Below are 15,301 nucleotides of genomic sequence, written 5' to 3'. Positions count from 1 at the left end.
AAAATACTAATATCTGTAACATCTGTATTTTACAAAATATATCTAACAATTTGGGATATTAATTCAACAGTCTTTTTAAATATGTTTTAGATAAGTCATAGTTTTGTAGCTTTGGATATTTGTTTATTATTAATATTTCTAAGCATTCTTTGTAATACAATAAAAGCTAAAAATAAAGCTACTATAAACATGGTAGTTATACAGTTATTTGCTTTAATATTTATTATATTTCCTAGATCTATAGATGAACCAACTGCAAGTTGACCGACTTCAATAACTAAAGTTATAATCATATTTGTTAGAGCTGCACCAATTGCTGCAAAACCTTTCGGACATATTTTGTTAAAGTAATACCAAACTAAAACTTGAGATGCAGAAAACATTCCAAAGAATAAAGTAATTAGTATGGCTGAGTTTTTAAAGATACCTAAGTTTATTAATATACAAATTATACCAACACCTAATATTGAGATATTAATAATGTTTTTACCGTTAAACTTATTGCACAGTAAGCTTTTAATTGGAGAAAAAATAATCCAACCTATAAATATTGATGTAATCAAAGTCGTTGAATATATATTGTCGAAGCCATATGATTGTTTGAAGTATAAGATTCCGTATTGTGAGGTTAAAACTACAGTTGGTATATACAATAGTCCTCCCCAAGTAGCATTTTGCCAAAGACTTTTATTTTTTATTAGTTTTTTACTAACTTCAAATATTTGATCAAATTTTGGCATTAGAGAGATGGTGTATTTTTCTTTAGGTAAAGCTAAGAAGAATAATATTGCTAAAGGAAAAGCTATGAGTCCTGAATAAATAAAAATATTTATCCAAGAGGTGTCATAGCTAGATATTATTACACTAATATTTTGAGAAAAGGCAGCAGCTAATGTTCCTAGAGAGATGACAATACTAGTTATAATAGAAAAATATCTTGGGTTTAAGTTTTCTAAAGTCAGTTTTAGGACACCAATAAACGCAAATGATGAACCAATGCCAACTAGTAATCTACCTAAAAGAGCTAATTCATAGCCTCCTGATATAAATATAACATTACCAACACCACAGGTTATTGTTGCAAGAATAAGAATTTTTTTACTACCAAATCTATCAAGCAATATTCCTGCTGGTATTTGCATTAGAAGGTAAGTGATATTGTAGCTAGATACTAGAAATGAAAATCCAATATGAGTAGAAATATTAAAATATTGAACGATTTGCTCTTGGTAAACTCCTGTTAGTATTCTCAAGAAAAACTCATAACAATAAAAGCTAATACCAATGACAAGAATAAGTGATAATCTGAGCTTCTGCATAATATTATGAAAGGGTGGTCAATTAATTTAAATCTATACTTTTATGCTTTATTTGTCTAACTAAGTTTTTTAATTAATTATGAATATTTATTATTTTGTTCAGAAAATTGTAAAATAGCTATTCAATTCATTATAAAAATTTATTAAAAATTAATAGAAGTAAAAGACTCACGATATGTGAAATTAATTTAAAATTAGGAATTTGAATGTAAGAATATTTTTTGAGGTTTTTCTTTTAAAACAAAAGCTTAGAACATTATTTTATATCTTTACTATCTTATTTACATGCTATTAGTTTTGGAGCATAATTTTCTAATCAATCAAATATTTTTTATTTATATATGCAAAAAATAACAAGACTAGGTTTTACTACATGGTTTATATGTGCATTTTTCTATGCTTTAGAGTTTATCATTAGAGCTTCAGGGAATTCCTTATATAATGACTTTATAATCGCACCATATAATTTGAAACCAGAGCAAATTAGTATTTTTAGTTCAGCATTTTACTGGGCTTATGTAGCATCCCAACTTCCTGCAGGAATATTGGTTGATAAATTTGGGATCAAAAAGATTATGTTAGTTAGTACATTTCTTTTTTCTATAGGTGTTTTCATTGCAACAATAGCAACATCTCAAGAGTATTTGATTTTATATAGAGTATTAGCAGGTGTTGGAGGAGGCTTTGCATTTTTGTGCGCATTAAAGTCAATAGCTATATGGCTGCCTAAAAGAACATTCCCTCTATTTACAGGAGCAACACAGATGCTAATGTATGGAGCTGGGACTATTACAGGTTTACCTCTCGTTATTTTATCCAATCATTTTAGTATTCAAGTGATTATGTCGGCTATCTTAATTATCTCATTACTTCTTTTTTTGAGTGTAGTATTTTTTATACCATTAAAAGAGCCTCATAATCAAAAGGATGTTGATGAGTTGGCAAATACTCATACAAAAATTGAGGATATTCCTATTGTATTTAAGATTAAACAAATTCTATTAAATGGCTTCTTTTGTTTTACTATCTATGGAACAACAGCTCTTTTTGCTGATTTGTGGAGTTATAGATTCCTAAGTCTAGATGGATATGATGATGGATATGCTGGTTTAGCATCATCTATGATATTTATTGGGATCGCTGTTTTTAGTCCTTTATGGGGAATTGTCGCAACTATTTTAAATAAACAAAAAATCTTACTAACAATAGCTTCAATAATTGGTTTTTTTATTGTTATAGCAATTGTATATATGCATCTTAATCCAATTTTGATGTGTATTCTATGTGTACTATGGGGTGGCATGCAAGCTGTGCATGTATTGAATTTTACAATATTACGCGCACATATTAGTCCTCTATATATTGCAACAGGTTTAGCTATGGTTAATCTTTTTATTCCTCTAAGTGGAGCAGTATTGCAGCCATTTGTGGGGTATGCAGTATCATTTTTAAATAAAGCAGGTTTTGAAGATTTATTAGCTTTTAAATACGCTTTATTAATACTTCCTATTTTAATGCTTCTATCAGTTATATTGTCTCTTTTTATTAAAGAGAAAAAAGCATAAAATATATTTTAATATGTTGTAGTTTTTTATAAAAAGGAACACTAATTATGCCAAAAGAATTTATTTTAGCAGTAGATCAAGGAACTACTAGTTCACGTGCTATTATTTTTGATAAAAAGGGAAATATAAAAAAGATCGCACAGAAAGAGTTTACGCAAATATATCCTAAAAGTGGTTGGGTTGAACATGATCCTATGGAAATCTGGGCATCGCAAAGTAGTATTGTTAGAGAGGCACTTGAGTATGCTAGAGTTTCTCCTCGTGATATTGCTGCAATAGGTATTACTAATCAAAGAGAAACAACAGTTGTTTGGGATAAAAATACAGGTCAACCAGTTTATAATGCTATAGTTTGGCAATGTCGTAGAACATCACATATTTGTGATGAAATTAACAAAGATGAAGAACTTAAAAACTATATTCGTAAAAGTACGGGGCTTATAGTTGATGCATATTTTTCAGCTACAAAAGTTAAGTGGATATTGGATAATGTAGAAGGTGCTAGAGAAAAAGCAGAAAATGGTGATTTACTCTTTGGAACGATTGATACTTGGTTGATTTGGAATATGACAAAAGGAGCAGTTCATGCAACAGACTTTTCAAATGCTTCTAGAACAATGTTATTTAATATTAACACATTAGAATGGGATAAAAGAATCTTAGAATACTTAAATATTCCAGAGTCTATGTTACCAGACGTTAGATCATCGAGTGGCGATTTTGGTCATACACATGAAAGTACTCTAGGAGGAGCTAGAATTCCAATAACTGGAGTTGCAGGTGATCAGCAATCAGCATTGTTTGGGCATTGTTGTTTTGAAAAAGGCATGGCTAAAAACACTTATGGAACAGGTTGTTTCGCATTGATGAATGTAGGAGATAAGCCAGTGTTTTCTGATGCAGGCCTTCTTACGACTATAGCGTGGGCAGAAGATGGTAAGCCAACTTATGCTTTAGAGGGTAGTGTATTTATCGCTGGAGCTGTTATTCAATGGATAAGAGACGGTTTAGGACTTGTGCGTTCTGCTGAAGATAGTGAATATTATGCGACAAAGATTGATTCAACAAATGGTGTGTATTTAGTGCCAGCTTTTGTGGGTCTTGGTACGCCATATTGGGATATGTATGCACGTGGGACAATAGTTGGTATCACTAGAGATACAAAACGTGAGCATATTATTAGAGCGGCACTTGAAGCAATAGCTTATCAGGCAAAAGATGTTTTAGAGTGTATGAAAGAAGACACAGGTCTTGATCTTGCAGGTTTGAGAGTTGATGGAGGGGCAGTGCAAAATAATTTCTTAATGCAGTTCCAGTCTGATATTTTACAATCTGAAATTTCAAAGCCAAAAATTAACGAAATTACTGGTTTAGGGGCTGTGTTCTTGGCTGGTTTAGCTGTTGGTTTCTGGAAAGATAAAGAAGAGTTAAAAACAATCTTAACAACAGAGAAAACTTTTAAACCACAACTAGATCCTAAAACAGTAGCGCATGACTATAAAGGTTGGAAAAAAGCAGTAGAAAGAAGTAAAGCTTGGGCTGAGTAAAAATGCAAAATAATTACGATATTATAATAATTGGTGGTGGTGCAACTGGTTTTGGTTGTGCTGTGGAGGCAGTTTCTAGAGGGTATAAAACGTTACTTTTAGAGGCGTATGACTTTGGTAAGGGTACTTCTTCAAAGTCTACTAAGCTTATTCATGGAGGCTTAAGGTATTTAGAAAACTTTGATTTTGCTCTAGTTAAAGAAGGATTAGAAGAAAGGTTTTCATTTTTACATAATGCACCTCATTTGACACATAGACAATCTTATCTTATCCCAACACGTAGTTATTTTGAAACTATCAAATATACTATAGGTGTTAAGCTATATGAATTTCTGTCAGGTAAGTATAAGATTGGTAAGAGCTATAATTTAAATAAAAAACAAACTCTAGAAGAACTTCCAAATATCGAAGCTTCAAAGCTTAAAAAAAGCTTAGTTTACTACGATGGACAGTTTGATGATACAAGACTTTTAGTTTCTTTAATGAGAACTTTTGAGTCAAAAGGTGGTGTAGCTTTAAATTACCATAGGGTAGAAAAAGTATTTAGCTCAACAGATTCAAAATTGGATACTGTAAACGTGATAGATACTTTAAGCGGTGAGCGAAAAGAGTTTACAGCGAAGCATATAGTGAATGCTACAGGTACTTTTACAGATAAGACAATAGATATTGCTAATCAACAGGATTCTCATAAGTATGTTTCAGTGGCTCAAGGTACACATATCGTTTTCGATAGAAACAAATTCCCAACTGAGCATGCTATCTTGATTCCAGAGACAGAGGATGGTCGCGTATTATTTATTTTACCTTGGCATAATCATTTAATAGTTGGTACAACTGATATTAAGAAAGAAGCACCAAGTATTGAACCAAAAGCCGATAAAAAAGAGATTGATTTTATCTTAGAAACATTTAATCAATATGCTAAAGAAAAGGCTACTATTGAGGATATTAAATCAGTATATTGTGGTCAACGACCTTTGGTGTCACCTAAGAATGCTAAAAATACAGCAAAGATATCACGTAAACATGAAATAGTTGAGTCAAGGGATGGGCTTGTTACAGTTGTTGGCGGTAAATGGACTATCTTTAGAAGAATGGGTCAAGATGTGATTGACTTTATTGAGTCTAAAAAGATTGCGCAAAAAATATCAAAAACTTCTGATGAATTGCTTGTAGATGCTATTGATTCTAACGAGTCGTATCCTTTAAGGGTCTACGGTAAGGATGTCAATAAGATTAAAGATATTCAAGTCGAAATTGATAATACTGAATTACTTCATAAGGATCTTCCGTATTATCAAGCTGAGGTGGTTTATCATGTTAGATATGAGAAAGCTAGAAATGTTGAGGATGTACTAGCTCGTCGTACTAGGGCTGCATTTTTAGATATTAAAGCTAGTATTGCTGCAGCTCCTGTAGTTGCAAAGTTAATGGCAAAAGAGCTTGGCAAAGATAGATCATGGCAAAACCAGCAAGTGGAATCTTTTAAAGAGTTTGCTAAAAATTTTGATGTTAAAGAACTATATAGGTAGAGCTTAGTATGTTAGAAGCATGTGTTGCAGAATTTATAGGAACTATGTTACTTATTCTTTTAGGCAATGGAGTTGTGGCTGGAGTGGTTCTAAATAAAACAAAGTCACAAAATAGTGGCTGGATTGTAATTACTTTTGCATGGGGTCTAGCTGTTTTTATTGGCGTTTTAGTTGCAGGCCCTATTAGTGGGGCTCATCTAAATCCTGCAGTAACTTTGGCTTTAGCCTTAGCCGGAAAGTTCTCTTGGGCTTGGGTTGTTCCTTTTATTGTTTCGCAAATACTTGGTGCAATGCTAGGGCAATTATTGGTGTGGGGAATGTATTATCCTCACTACTCAGCTACAGATGATGTTGATCTGAAATTGGCAACGTGTTGTACATCTCCAGCTATAAAGAGTATTCCATCTAATTTGATGAGTGAAATCATAGGTACTTTTGTACTGATTTTTGCAATACTGACGATGCATGGAGTGGTGGTTCATTCAGGGAGTTCTAGTTTAACTACCGCATACCCTGTTGATATGGGAGCTCTTGGTGGAATTCCGGTAGCGTTTGTTGTTATTGCGGTTGGTATGTCGTTGGGTGGTACTACAGGATATGCAATAAATCCAGCTCGAGATTTTGGCCCTAGGTTATTTCATGCGATTATGCCTATACAGGGTAAAGGTTCTTCACAATGGAGCTATGCGTGGATTCCAATATTGGGTCCAGTAATAGGAAGTGCAATTGCTACAGCTTTATATTTGATGTTAAAAACTAAAGGAGTTTTTTAGGAGTATGTAGATATGTGTAAACTTGGCTTTGCTTTAATACCTCTTGATGATCCCTTTAGGTTAACAGGAGTACTTATTTTATTCGTATGTTGGTATATTCTTCGTCAAATTGTAATTAATGAGAAAAAATGGGATGCACTATTTTGGGTGTTTTTTGCATTGTTTTTGCTTAGTTTATCAGTTTATGGTTACCTTATGAGCTATCTTTATTCACAAGATATTTTTTCTTATGATGTAATAATCTATGGAGCTATATTCATTACAGCTTGTGGCTTACTTTTTTCAAAAAATAGAAGTGGAAGTTTTAGGAAGAATCTTACGGATCGACGAGCAATGGCTTTGTTTATAACTTTTTTTGTTTTTGCGCTTTTATACATTTTGACTTTAAACTTTAATTTTAATTGTAGCACCACTTCTTACTGGGTATTTATAATATTGTTGCAGATCGTTGTTTATCCTTTGATTCTATTATTTGGAATAGTTGCATTTTTATATCGTTTTTCAATCTGTTTTTCAGTCTTTATGATAGCTATGGTATTGTTTCTAGTTGAAGATGTTTTATTTGTTATTGATGCTATAATTAATATTTCTAATTATGAAACGTTACTGGTTAGAGTAATTTTTTGTCTGGTATACTTTATTTACGGATTAGTGTCGATTTATATCTTAAATGAGTGTAGAGTTTTTGTAAGAAAAGATTGATAGTAAAGTAACTGAAAACTAAAAGGAGTCTTTTAAAGATATGTGTGAATTAAGTTTTGTTCCTATATTGATGGATGATCTTTTAAGATTGCTAGTTTCTCTCTTTTTATTTATTTGTTGTGTAATTTTGGGATATATTTTTTCCAAAAAGAAAGCTTGGGATATTCCTTTTTGGATATTTTTTGCATTATTTTTATCTAGCATGGGAGGATACGGTTATATAGTCCATCATATTTATTCAGAAAATACATTTTCATATGATGGTTTTATATCTGGAGCAGCTTTTATAACAGTATGTGGTCTTTTGTTCTCAAAACATAGGTATGTTAATTTTAGTAGTAAATTTTTTAGTAAAAATACCCCGATATTGTTTGCAACATTTTTTGTTTTTGCCTTTATTTATATTCTGACTATAAGATATAATCCTAAGTGCTCAGTTTTCCCTCATGAGATATTCATAACAATCTTACAAATAGTTGTGTATCCTTTGTTATTGTTGTTTGGAATTTCAGCATTTTTATATAGGTTTGCTATTTGTATATCAGCTTTTGCTATTGGTATGGCATTATTTTTAATTGAGAATGTACTATTTATAGCTCATGCGTTGGTTGCTAAGCAAGGACATGAGCAACTAGTAGAGGAAGTTACGTGTGCAACAGTATCTATTATTTTAAGTCTTATAGCAATCTATATTCTTACCCATTCAAAACGAGTTTATAAGGAGAGGTTAAATGCAAATGGTTAATAGCGGAGAATCGTTTTTAATAAATGTTCTTGTTGCAGTTATAATTTTGGGAGTAGGATTTATTGCTTCAAAATATATTAGATCACTAATATATCAGTTATTAGAGGATTATGATAAAACAGTTTCTCAATTTTTAGCAAATGCAATATATGCAATATTTTTGATTCTAGTTGTTGTTATTGCTTTGGCAAAGCTTGGAGTTCCAATATCTCCAATAACAGGAGTTTTAACAGGTATTGTTTTTGGTATTTCTATGTCTTTGAAGACCTCTTATAGTATTGTAGCATCAGGTATTATACTTGCTTTTAGCAAGCCTTTTGAAGTAGGTGAGAAGGTTGATCTTGGTGGAGTAGCTGGTAGGGTCAAATCTGTAGGTTTCTTATATACTAAACTTGAAGATGATGATGGAAATGAGGTTGTTGTTTCAAATAGCATGGTAACATCTAGAGTTATTACAAGATTTACTGAATCTAAGAAGTAATGCAAAAAAATTTTTTTTCTACAGATCAAATCCTTTATTTATCAAATGGACAAAAAATAATTCTTAATGATCAGCAAATAAAAGCAATCATTAAGATTAAAAAGTTTTTGAAGAGTAAAGATAATTATTTTTTACTTTCAGGATTTGCAGGTACTGGAAAAACTACAGTTGTAAAAAAGATTCTCGATGAATATCCTAAAAAAGCTATAGTTTCAGCACCAACTCGCAAGGCTAATGCAGTTATATCTCAAGCAACTGTTTCCCATGGTTATACAATACACTCTTTATTAGGGTTACAACCAGATATTAACCTTGAAAATTTTAATCCAAATGATCCAGTGTTTGGGCAAATAAAAAAAGCATCAATAGGTTATTATGACTTTGTTGTCATCGATGAAGCCAGTATGATCAATCAAGATTTATTTGATCTTATATCTAGTGAGTTAGGGAACTCAACAAAAGTTCTATTTCTTGGAGATGAGGCTCAAATACCTCCTGTTGGAGATAGATCTAGTCCGGTATTTACTTTGGAAAATAGGTATAATTTAACCATACTAATGAGACAGTCAGAGAATAATCCACTTGTTGAGTTAAGTCAACATCTAAGGGATGCAGGAGAAAGTCTTCCTGAGTTCTTGGTTCGGCGAGAAACACAGTTAAATAAATCTAACGAAGGAATAATTTTTAAATCATCTAATGATAGTTTTCGTGAAGAGTTGAGAGAGGTTTTTAGCTCAAGTTTTGCAAAAGCAGATCCAAATTACGCAAAACTTATAGCTTGGCGTAATAAAACTGTAATGCAGTCTAATTTAATTATTAGAGAGTTAGTTTTTGGAGATAAAGCAAAACAATTAGAAAAAGGCGATATTTTAACAGGTTATCGAGCAGTTAAAGCAAAGCAAAAAGATGCTTTTTTGATTAATAATGGTGTTGATTATAAAATAGTTGATGTTTCTGAGAGGCAGAAAAACATCAATGGCTTGTATGGCTATAATGTAAAAATACTAGAAAAGTCGAAGCTTTTTAGAGGTTTTGATGAGAAATTTATGTTTATTATTGATGTTCAAGACTCTGATAATTTATATAATTATGCTGAGATTCATGATGCTTTACTATCTCAAGCAAGAGGTGATAAGAAATGGAGTTCTTACAACACTTTTCGTAGAGATAATGTTTTAATGAAAGATATAGAGCGTTATAAGGATGGGAGTTTAAGAGATAAGAGTTGGTGGATTAGAAAAGATTTGGATTATGGATTTGCTATAACTGTACATAAATCCCAAGGCTCAACATATAAAAAAGTTTTTGTTTTACTAAAAGATATTCTTTTAAACAAAAATATAGAAGAAAGAAATCAAATATTGTACGTAGCTATGACAAGACCACAGAAATTGTGTGTAATGCTATAAAAAAGTTAGTTGATACTTTACTTTTTATTATGCACATAGTAAGATACGTTTAAGTTTTTTACAAAAAGTTTTTCTGTAGAAAACAAATATAGAATTAAGTACAAAAAAACTTGATTTTTGCTCAAATAAACTTTATAGTTATCTAAAAGTTTTAGGGGAGGGATTCCCGAGCGGCCAAAGGGATCAGACTGTAAATCTGACGGCTCAGCCTTCGCAGGTTCGAATCCTGCTCCCTCCACCATGCGGGTGTAGTTCAATGGTAGAACTTCGGCCTTCCAAGCCGATAGCGTGGGTTCGATTCCCATCACCCGCTCCACCTAAACCTAAATTTTATAATATGTGAATTAAAAGCTCGCATGGCTCAGATGGTAGAGCACTCCCTTGGTAAGGGAGAGGTCACCAGTTCAAGTCTGGTTGTGAGCACCATAATTGTAGTTTTTTGTTTTTTGTTGAAAAAATGGAGTAAAAAATGGCTAAAGAAAAATTTGAACGTTCGAAGCCGCACGTAAACGTAGGTACAATTGGTCACGTGGATCATGGTAAAACTACTCTTACTGCAGCTATCACTAAAGTTATGTCTGAAAAGAATGGTGGTTCAGCTCGTAAATTTGATGAGATTGATAATGCACCTGAAGAAAAAGCACGTGGTATTACTATTAATACTTCGCACGTAGAGTATGAGTCTCCAACTAGACACTATGCTCACGTTGACTGCCCAGGGCACGCAGACTATGTTAAAAACATGATTACTGGTGCTGCTCAGATGGATGGTGCTATATTGGTGTGTTCTGCTGCTGATGGTCCTATGCCACAGACTCGTGAGCATATCTTACTTTCTCGTCAGGTTGGTGTACCATATATCGTTGTTTTCTTAAACAAATGTGACATGGTTGATGATGAAGAGTTGTTAGAGTTGGTTGAAATGGAAGTTCGTGAGCTTTTAGATCAGTATGAGTTCCCTGGTGACGATACACCTATCGTTATGGGCTCTGCTCTTAAAGCGCTAGAAGGTGAAGAGAAATATGTTGAGAAGATTGTTGAGTTAGTTGCAGCTATGGATGACTATATTCCAGCTCCTGAGCGTGACACTGACAAGCCATTCATTCTTCCAATTGAAGATGTATTCTCAATTTCTGGTCGTGGTACTGTTGTAACTGGTCGTATTGAGCGTGGCGTTATAAATGTTGGTGATGAAGTTGAAGTTGTTGGTATTCGTCCAACTCAAAAAACTACAGTTACTGGTGTTGAGATGTTCCGTAAGCTTCTAGATAGAGGAGAAGCTGGTGATAACGTTGGTATCCTAGTTCGTGGTCTTAAGAGAGATGATGTTGAGCGTGGTCAAGTATTATGTAAGCCAGGTTCAATTAAGCCGCATACTAAGTTTGAAGCTGAGGTTTATGTATTATCAAAAGAAGAAGGTGGTAGACATACTCCTTTCTTTAAAGGATATAGACCGCAATTCTACTTCCGTACTACAGATATTACTGGTGCTGTTGAGCTTCCAGAAGGTGTAGAAATGGTTATGCCTGGTGATAATGTTAAAATGACTATTACTTTGATTAACCCAATTGCGATGGATGAAGGTCTACGTTTCGCTATCCGTGAAGGTGGTAGAACTGTAGGTGCGGGTGTTGTTGCTAAAATTATCGAATAATAGGTAGTTTATTTAGGTCAGTAGTTCAATTGGTAGAGCAGCGGTCTCCAAAACCGCAAGTTGGGGGTTCGAGTCCCTCCTGGCCTGCCACACATAATTAAGGCGATGTTGTATTAATTTGCAACATCGCCTTTTTTATTTCTTGATATTGTATTCTCTGTATGATATTTTATAGGCTACGTTTATAAATTCTCTATGTTTAAGTTATTCTCTTTAAAGGATTATTTTTGTGAAAAAGAATCAGAATTTTAATAATAATAAGGTTTGGATTAGTGGGTCTACAAAGACTACTGAGGTAGAAAAGATTTCTAAATCTAAAAATATGCTTCTATGGGTTGTTGCTGCTGCGATAATTGTTTTTGGTGTTGGCGTGACAATGTATTCAGATATGTTGGGGGCAACTTATAGTACGTTTAATACATCTTTAGCTGTAGTGGTTGTTTTGCTTGCTTTAGTTGTAGCAAGATTTACTAATCAAGGACGTCGTTTTTGGGCATTTTTTCAAGCATCAAAGCTTGAGTTGGCAAAGGTTGTTTGGCCGACGCGTAAGGAAACGATGACAATTACAGCGATGGTTATTGCAGTTGTTATAATTTTTGCATTAATAATATCTCTATTTGGTGTTATGTTTGAGAGTTTTATTCAATATTTTCTAGGTTAATAAAAAGGTGAAAATATGCTTTGGTATGTTGTGCAAGTGCACTCTGGTTATGAAAAAAGAGTAAAGACTCAGCTTGAAGAGAATATTGAAATAGCTGGGCTGCAGAAAAGTTTTGGTAGGATTTTAGTTCCTACGGAAAATGTTGTTGAAATGAAAGGTGGTCAAAAGCGTAAAAGTGAAAGAAAGTACTTCCCTGGATACGTTTTGATTGAGGCAGATTTAACCACGGAAGCTTGGGATGTTATTAAAGCAGTCCCTAGAGTGTTGACTGTGGTTGGCTCAAGAGGTAAGCCAATTCCTTTAAGTAAGCCGGAAGTTGAAAGAATTTTAGGCTTTATGGAAGGTGGAGAGGCTGCTGTTGAGCCTAGATTAAGAAAATCATACCTGGTTGGTGAGGTTGTTAGAGTTCTTGAAGGGCCGTTTAATGACTTTACTGGTGTGGTAGAAGAAGTTAACTATGAGAAATCAAGATTAAGAGTTGCAGTATCTATATTTGGTAGATCTACTCCTGTTGAGCTTGAATTTTCACAGGTTGAGAAAGAATCTTAAGTATTGTTCTTAAGAATATAATGGGGAGCTTATATGTTTGGATATAAGTGTTATTAACCTAAATTGGAGAAAAAAAATGGCTAAGAAAAAAATAGAAGCTATTATTAAGCTGCAAGTTGCAGCTGGAAAAGCAAACCCAAGTCCACCGATTGGTCCTGCATTGGGTCAACACGGTGTGAATATTATGGGTTTCTGTAAAGAGTTTAATGCTAAAACGCAAGGTATGGAACCAGGTATGCCAATCCCTGTGGAAATATCTGTATATGCGGATCGTAGCTTTACGTTTGAAATGAAGACGCCACCTGCTTCTTACTTAATTAAGAAAGCAATTAACGTTAAGTCTGGTTCATCAAAGCCTTCTAAAGAGTTTGTTGGTACTATTACTCGTACTCAATTAGAAGAAATTGCAAAGGTTAAGGATCCTGATTTAACTGCTGCTGATTTAGATGCTGCTGTAAGAATTATAGCTGGTTCTGCTCGTAGTATGGGTGTAAAAGTAGAAGGGGTTGAGTAATGGCTAAAATTTCAAAAAGAATGAAAAATATTGCGTCTAAAATAGATGCTGAAAAGAAATATCCAGTTTCAGAAGCTTTCGAGCTTTTAAGAGAAGTTTCTTCTGTTAAATTTGTTGAGTCTGTTGATGTTTCAGTTGCTCTTGGCGTTGATCCACGTAAGTCTGATCAAGTTGTTAGAGGAGCCTCTGTTCTTCCTAACGGTACTGGTAAAACTGTTAGAGTAGCAGTTTTTGCAAAAGGCCCTGCTGCTGATGCTGCTAAAGAAGCTGGTGCAGATATTGTAGGTATGGAAGATCTGGCTGACGAAGTTAAAAAAGGTAATATGGATTTTGATGTTGTGATCGCATCTCCTGATTCAATGAGAGTTGTTGGTCAATTAGGTCAAATACTTGGTCCTAAAGGACTTATGCCTAACCCTAAGGTTGGTACTGTAACTATGGATGTGGCTAAAGCAGTTACTGATGCTAAAGCAGGTCAGGTTAGATATAGGGTTGATAAGGCTGGTATTATACATACTACTATTGGCAAAGTTAACTTTACTACTGATGCGTTAAAGCAAAACTTGGAGCAGTTATTAACTGATCTTAAAAAAGCTAAACCTTCAGTATCTAAAGGTGTTTATCTGAAGAAAGTTTCTGTATCTAGTACTATGGGTCCAGGAATAAGTGTTGACTTTTCAGATTTAAACATATAACATACTGCTTTGCAATTTCTTTGGGTTGTGTGAAAATGCGACGCCTAAGACCGTAGGAGCTAGGCTTGCCTAGCTTAATATTTATCCTACGCAGACGATGTTGACAACCTTATTGGTCTAAATATCGTGTTAATTAAATAAAAGTGTAGACAATAATGAGGAGTCGATTATGGCACTTAGAATAGAAGACAAAAAAGCAATTGTCGCTGATGTTGCTGAAAATGTCTCTACAGCATTGTCTGCAGCGGTAGCAGATTATCGTGGCTTGACTGTTAATGAAATGACTTCATTAAGAAAGCAAGCGCGTGAGACTGGCGTTTATTTAAGAGTTGTTCGTAACAACTTAGCACGTTTAGCAATTAAAGGAACTGATTTTGAGTGTCTTGGTGATGCTCTTAAAGGTCCTCTTGTTCTTGCTCTTTCTAAGGATGAGCCAGGTGCGGCAGCTAAGCTATTTAAAAACTTCCAAAAAGACCATAAGTCTTTTGAAGTTAAAAATTTAGCTATGTCTGGTGAACTGTTTGGTCCTGAAAAATTAGAAGACTTTGCTAAGCTTCCTACTAGGGAAGAGGCACTTGCTACATTACTTAATGTTATGCAAGCACCAGTTACTAAGTTTGTACGTACTCTTAATGAGATTCCAGCTCAAGCTGTTAGAGTATTTGCTGCTGTTGGAGATAGTAAATAAATTGCTTTGGTTTCAAACTAGAAAAGCGAAAAAGAATTAATTGTTAAATAAATAGGAGTTATAAAATGTCTATTTCAAAAGAAGATATCCTAAATGCCGTTGCTGATATGAGCGTAATGGATGTATGTGATTTAGTTAAAATGATGGAAGAAAAATTTGGTGTTTCTGCTGCTGCTGCTGCTGCTGTTGCTGGCCCTGCTGCTGCGCCTGCTGAAGCTGCTGAAGAGAAAACTGAATTTGATGTTGTTCTAGTTGATGCTGGTTCAAACAAAATTGCTGCTATTAAAGCAGTAAGAGCTGCAACTGGTCTAGGTCTTAAAGAAGCTAAAGATGCTGTAGAAGGTACTCCTTTTACAGTTAAAGAAGCTGCATCTAAAGATGATGCTGAAGCTCTTAAAAAGCAACTTGAAGAAGCTGGCGCTAAAGTTGAGCTTAAATAATAAAATTCTAAAAAATAATTTTTA

The 15,301-nt window shown here is 33.7% G+C and carries 16 protein-coding genes and 4 tRNA genes; 19 read left to right on the top strand and 1 reads right to left on the bottom strand.

Annotated elements, in window-relative coordinates; all coding sequences use genetic code 11:
* Positions 1-95: 95 nt before the first annotated feature.
* Entirely contained in the window at positions 96-1,319 is a 1,224-nt protein-coding gene (locus tag R8535_RS02650; RefSeq protein WP_329496316.1) for an MFS transporter, read from the bottom strand.
* A 341-nt stretch (positions 1,320-1,660) separates the two neighbouring features.
* On the opposite strand from R8535_RS02650, the gene R8535_RS02645 reads away from it, so the two are divergent.
* The 19 genes from R8535_RS02645 (at position 1,661) to rplL (ending at position 15,277) form a co-directional block, all read left to right on the top strand.
* Complete coding sequence (locus R8535_RS02645; protein ID WP_329496314.1) at positions 1,661-2,884, top strand: MFS transporter; 1,224 nt, start codon at positions 1,661-1,663, stop codon at positions 2,882-2,884.
* A gap of 47 nt (positions 2,885-2,931) precedes the next feature.
* Positions 2,932-4,431: a glycerol kinase GlpK gene (gene glpK / locus R8535_RS02640; RefSeq protein WP_329496311.1), complete on the top strand. Its 1,500-nt coding sequence runs from the start codon at positions 2,932-2,934 to the stop codon at positions 4,429-4,431.
* Between the two features lie 2 nt (positions 4,432-4,433).
* Positions 4,434-5,966 (top strand): glycerol-3-phosphate dehydrogenase/oxidase, encoded by a 1,533-nt coding sequence (locus tag R8535_RS02635; RefSeq protein WP_329496309.1) that lies wholly within the window; start codon positions 4,434-4,436, stop codon positions 5,964-5,966.
* Between the two features lie 8 nt (positions 5,967-5,974).
* On the top strand, positions 5,975-6,739 hold the full coding sequence (locus R8535_RS02630; RefSeq protein WP_329496308.1) for an MIP/aquaporin family protein: 765 nt from the start codon (positions 5,975-5,977) through the stop codon (positions 6,737-6,739).
* A 12-nt stretch (positions 6,740-6,751) separates the two neighbouring features.
* Positions 6,752-7,441: a hypothetical protein gene (locus R8535_RS02625; RefSeq protein ID WP_329496306.1), complete on the top strand. Its 690-nt coding sequence runs from the start codon at positions 6,752-6,754 to the stop codon at positions 7,439-7,441.
* A 40-nt stretch (positions 7,442-7,481) separates the two neighbouring features.
* The gene (locus tag R8535_RS02620; protein WP_329496305.1) at positions 7,482-8,186 is read left to right on the top strand and encodes a hypothetical protein; all 705 of its coding nucleotides are present in this window, start codon (positions 7,482-7,484) and stop codon (positions 8,184-8,186) included.
* Positions 8,173-8,667 carry a mechanosensitive ion channel family protein gene (locus R8535_RS02615; protein WP_329496303.1) on the top strand — a complete coding sequence of 165 codons (495 nt, stop codon included), beginning with the start codon at positions 8,173-8,175 and terminating at the stop codon, positions 8,665-8,667. Before R8535_RS02620 ends, R8535_RS02615 begins: the two co-directional genes overlap by 14 nt.
* Complete coding sequence (locus tag R8535_RS02610; protein ID WP_329496301.1) at positions 8,667-10,076, top strand: ATP-dependent DNA helicase; 1,410 nt, start codon at positions 8,667-8,669, stop codon at positions 10,074-10,076. The genes R8535_RS02615 and R8535_RS02610 overlap by 1 nt, the downstream gene beginning before the upstream one ends.
* Before the next feature lie 156 nt (positions 10,077-10,232).
* Positions 10,233-10,317 (top strand) — tRNA-Tyr (locus R8535_RS02605).
* 1 nt (position 10,318) lies between these two features.
* Positions 10,319-10,392: transfer RNA gene (locus R8535_RS02600), tRNA-Gly, on the top strand.
* A 34-nt stretch (positions 10,393-10,426) separates the two neighbouring features.
* A tRNA-Thr gene (locus R8535_RS02595) sits at positions 10,427-10,502 on the top strand.
* Positions 10,503-10,545: 43 nt separating this feature from the next.
* Positions 10,546-11,730 carry an elongation factor Tu gene (tuf, locus tag R8535_RS02590; RefSeq protein WP_329496299.1) on the top strand — a complete coding sequence of 395 codons (1,185 nt, stop codon included), beginning with the start codon at positions 10,546-10,548 and terminating at the stop codon, positions 11,728-11,730.
* A gap of 14 nt (positions 11,731-11,744) precedes the next feature.
* A tRNA-Trp gene (locus tag R8535_RS02585) sits at positions 11,745-11,820 on the top strand.
* Positions 11,821-11,959: 139 nt separating this feature from the next.
* A complete protein-coding gene (gene secE, locus R8535_RS02580; protein ID WP_329496297.1) occupies positions 11,960-12,391 on the top strand; it encodes a preprotein translocase subunit SecE in 432 nt (143 codons plus the stop codon).
* 15 nt (positions 12,392-12,406) lie between these two features.
* Positions 12,407-12,940 carry a transcription termination/antitermination protein NusG gene (gene nusG / locus R8535_RS02575; protein WP_329496295.1) on the top strand — a complete coding sequence of 178 codons (534 nt, stop codon included), beginning with the start codon at positions 12,407-12,409 and terminating at the stop codon, positions 12,938-12,940.
* Between the two features lie 76 nt (positions 12,941-13,016).
* Positions 13,017-13,454 (top strand): 50S ribosomal protein L11, encoded by a 438-nt coding sequence (rplK, locus tag R8535_RS02570; RefSeq protein ID WP_329496294.1) that lies wholly within the window; start codon positions 13,017-13,019, stop codon positions 13,452-13,454.
* Complete coding sequence (gene rplA, locus R8535_RS02565) at positions 13,454-14,149, top strand: 50S ribosomal protein L1 (RefSeq protein WP_329496292.1); 696 nt, start codon at positions 13,454-13,456, stop codon at positions 14,147-14,149. Before rplK ends, rplA begins: the two co-directional genes overlap by 1 nt.
* 169 nt (positions 14,150-14,318) lie before the next feature.
* The gene (rplJ, locus tag R8535_RS02560) at positions 14,319-14,837 is read left to right on the top strand and encodes a 50S ribosomal protein L10 (protein ID WP_329496290.1); all 519 of its coding nucleotides are present in this window, start codon (positions 14,319-14,321) and stop codon (positions 14,835-14,837) included.
* 65 nt (positions 14,838-14,902) lie between these two features.
* The gene (gene rplL / locus R8535_RS02555) at positions 14,903-15,277 is read left to right on the top strand and encodes a 50S ribosomal protein L7/L12 (RefSeq protein WP_329496288.1); all 375 of its coding nucleotides are present in this window, start codon (positions 14,903-14,905) and stop codon (positions 15,275-15,277) included.
* Positions 15,278-15,301 lie beyond the last annotated feature (24 nt).

Source organism: Francisella sp. 19S2-4 (genome assembly GCF_036281795.1).
Lineage (GTDB): Bacteria > Pseudomonadota > Gammaproteobacteria > Francisellales > Francisellaceae > Francisella.
The sequence above is the reverse complement of the archived record's forward strand: the minus strand, read 5'-3'. Positions and strand labels throughout refer to the sequence as shown.

What these genes read in the sequence shown, in the direction of transcription:
- R8535_RS02650 (WP_329496316.1), bottom strand. Translation starts at nt 1,319, where the DNA reads ATGCAGAAGCTCAGATTATCACTTATTCTTGTCATTGGTATTAGCTTT.
- R8535_RS02645 (WP_329496314.1), top strand. Translation starts at nt 1,661, where the DNA reads ATGCAAAAAATAACAAGACTAGGTTTTACTACATGGTTTATATGTGCA.
- glpK (WP_329496311.1), top strand. Translation starts at nt 2,932, where the DNA reads ATGCCAAAAGAATTTATTTTAGCAGTAGATCAAGGAACTACTAGTTCA.
- R8535_RS02635 (WP_329496309.1), top strand. Translation starts at nt 4,434, where the DNA reads ATGCAAAATAATTACGATATTATAATAATTGGTGGTGGTGCAACTGGT.
- R8535_RS02630 (WP_329496308.1), top strand. Translation starts at nt 5,975, where the DNA reads ATGTTAGAAGCATGTGTTGCAGAATTTATAGGAACTATGTTACTTATT.
- R8535_RS02625 (WP_329496306.1), top strand. Translation starts at nt 6,752, where the DNA reads ATGTGTAAACTTGGCTTTGCTTTAATACCTCTTGATGATCCCTTTAGG.
- R8535_RS02620 (WP_329496305.1), top strand. Translation starts at nt 7,482, where the DNA reads ATGTGTGAATTAAGTTTTGTTCCTATATTGATGGATGATCTTTTAAGA.
- R8535_RS02615 (WP_329496303.1), top strand. Translation starts at nt 8,173, where the DNA reads ATGCAAATGGTTAATAGCGGAGAATCGTTTTTAATAAATGTTCTTGTT.
- R8535_RS02610 (WP_329496301.1), top strand. Translation starts at nt 8,667, where the DNA reads ATGCAAAAAAATTTTTTTTCTACAGATCAAATCCTTTATTTATCAAAT.
- tuf (WP_329496299.1), top strand. Translation starts at nt 10,546, where the DNA reads ATGGCTAAAGAAAAATTTGAACGTTCGAAGCCGCACGTAAACGTAGGT.
- nusG (WP_329496295.1), top strand. Translation starts at nt 12,407, where the DNA reads ATGCTTTGGTATGTTGTGCAAGTGCACTCTGGTTATGAAAAAAGAGTA.
- rplK (WP_329496294.1), top strand. Translation starts at nt 13,017, where the DNA reads ATGGCTAAGAAAAAAATAGAAGCTATTATTAAGCTGCAAGTTGCAGCT.
- rplA (WP_329496292.1), top strand. Translation starts at nt 13,454, where the DNA reads ATGGCTAAAATTTCAAAAAGAATGAAAAATATTGCGTCTAAAATAGAT.
- rplJ (WP_329496290.1), top strand. Translation starts at nt 14,319, where the DNA reads ATGGCACTTAGAATAGAAGACAAAAAAGCAATTGTCGCTGATGTTGCT.
- rplL (WP_329496288.1), top strand. Translation starts at nt 14,903, where the DNA reads ATGTCTATTTCAAAAGAAGATATCCTAAATGCCGTTGCTGATATGAGC.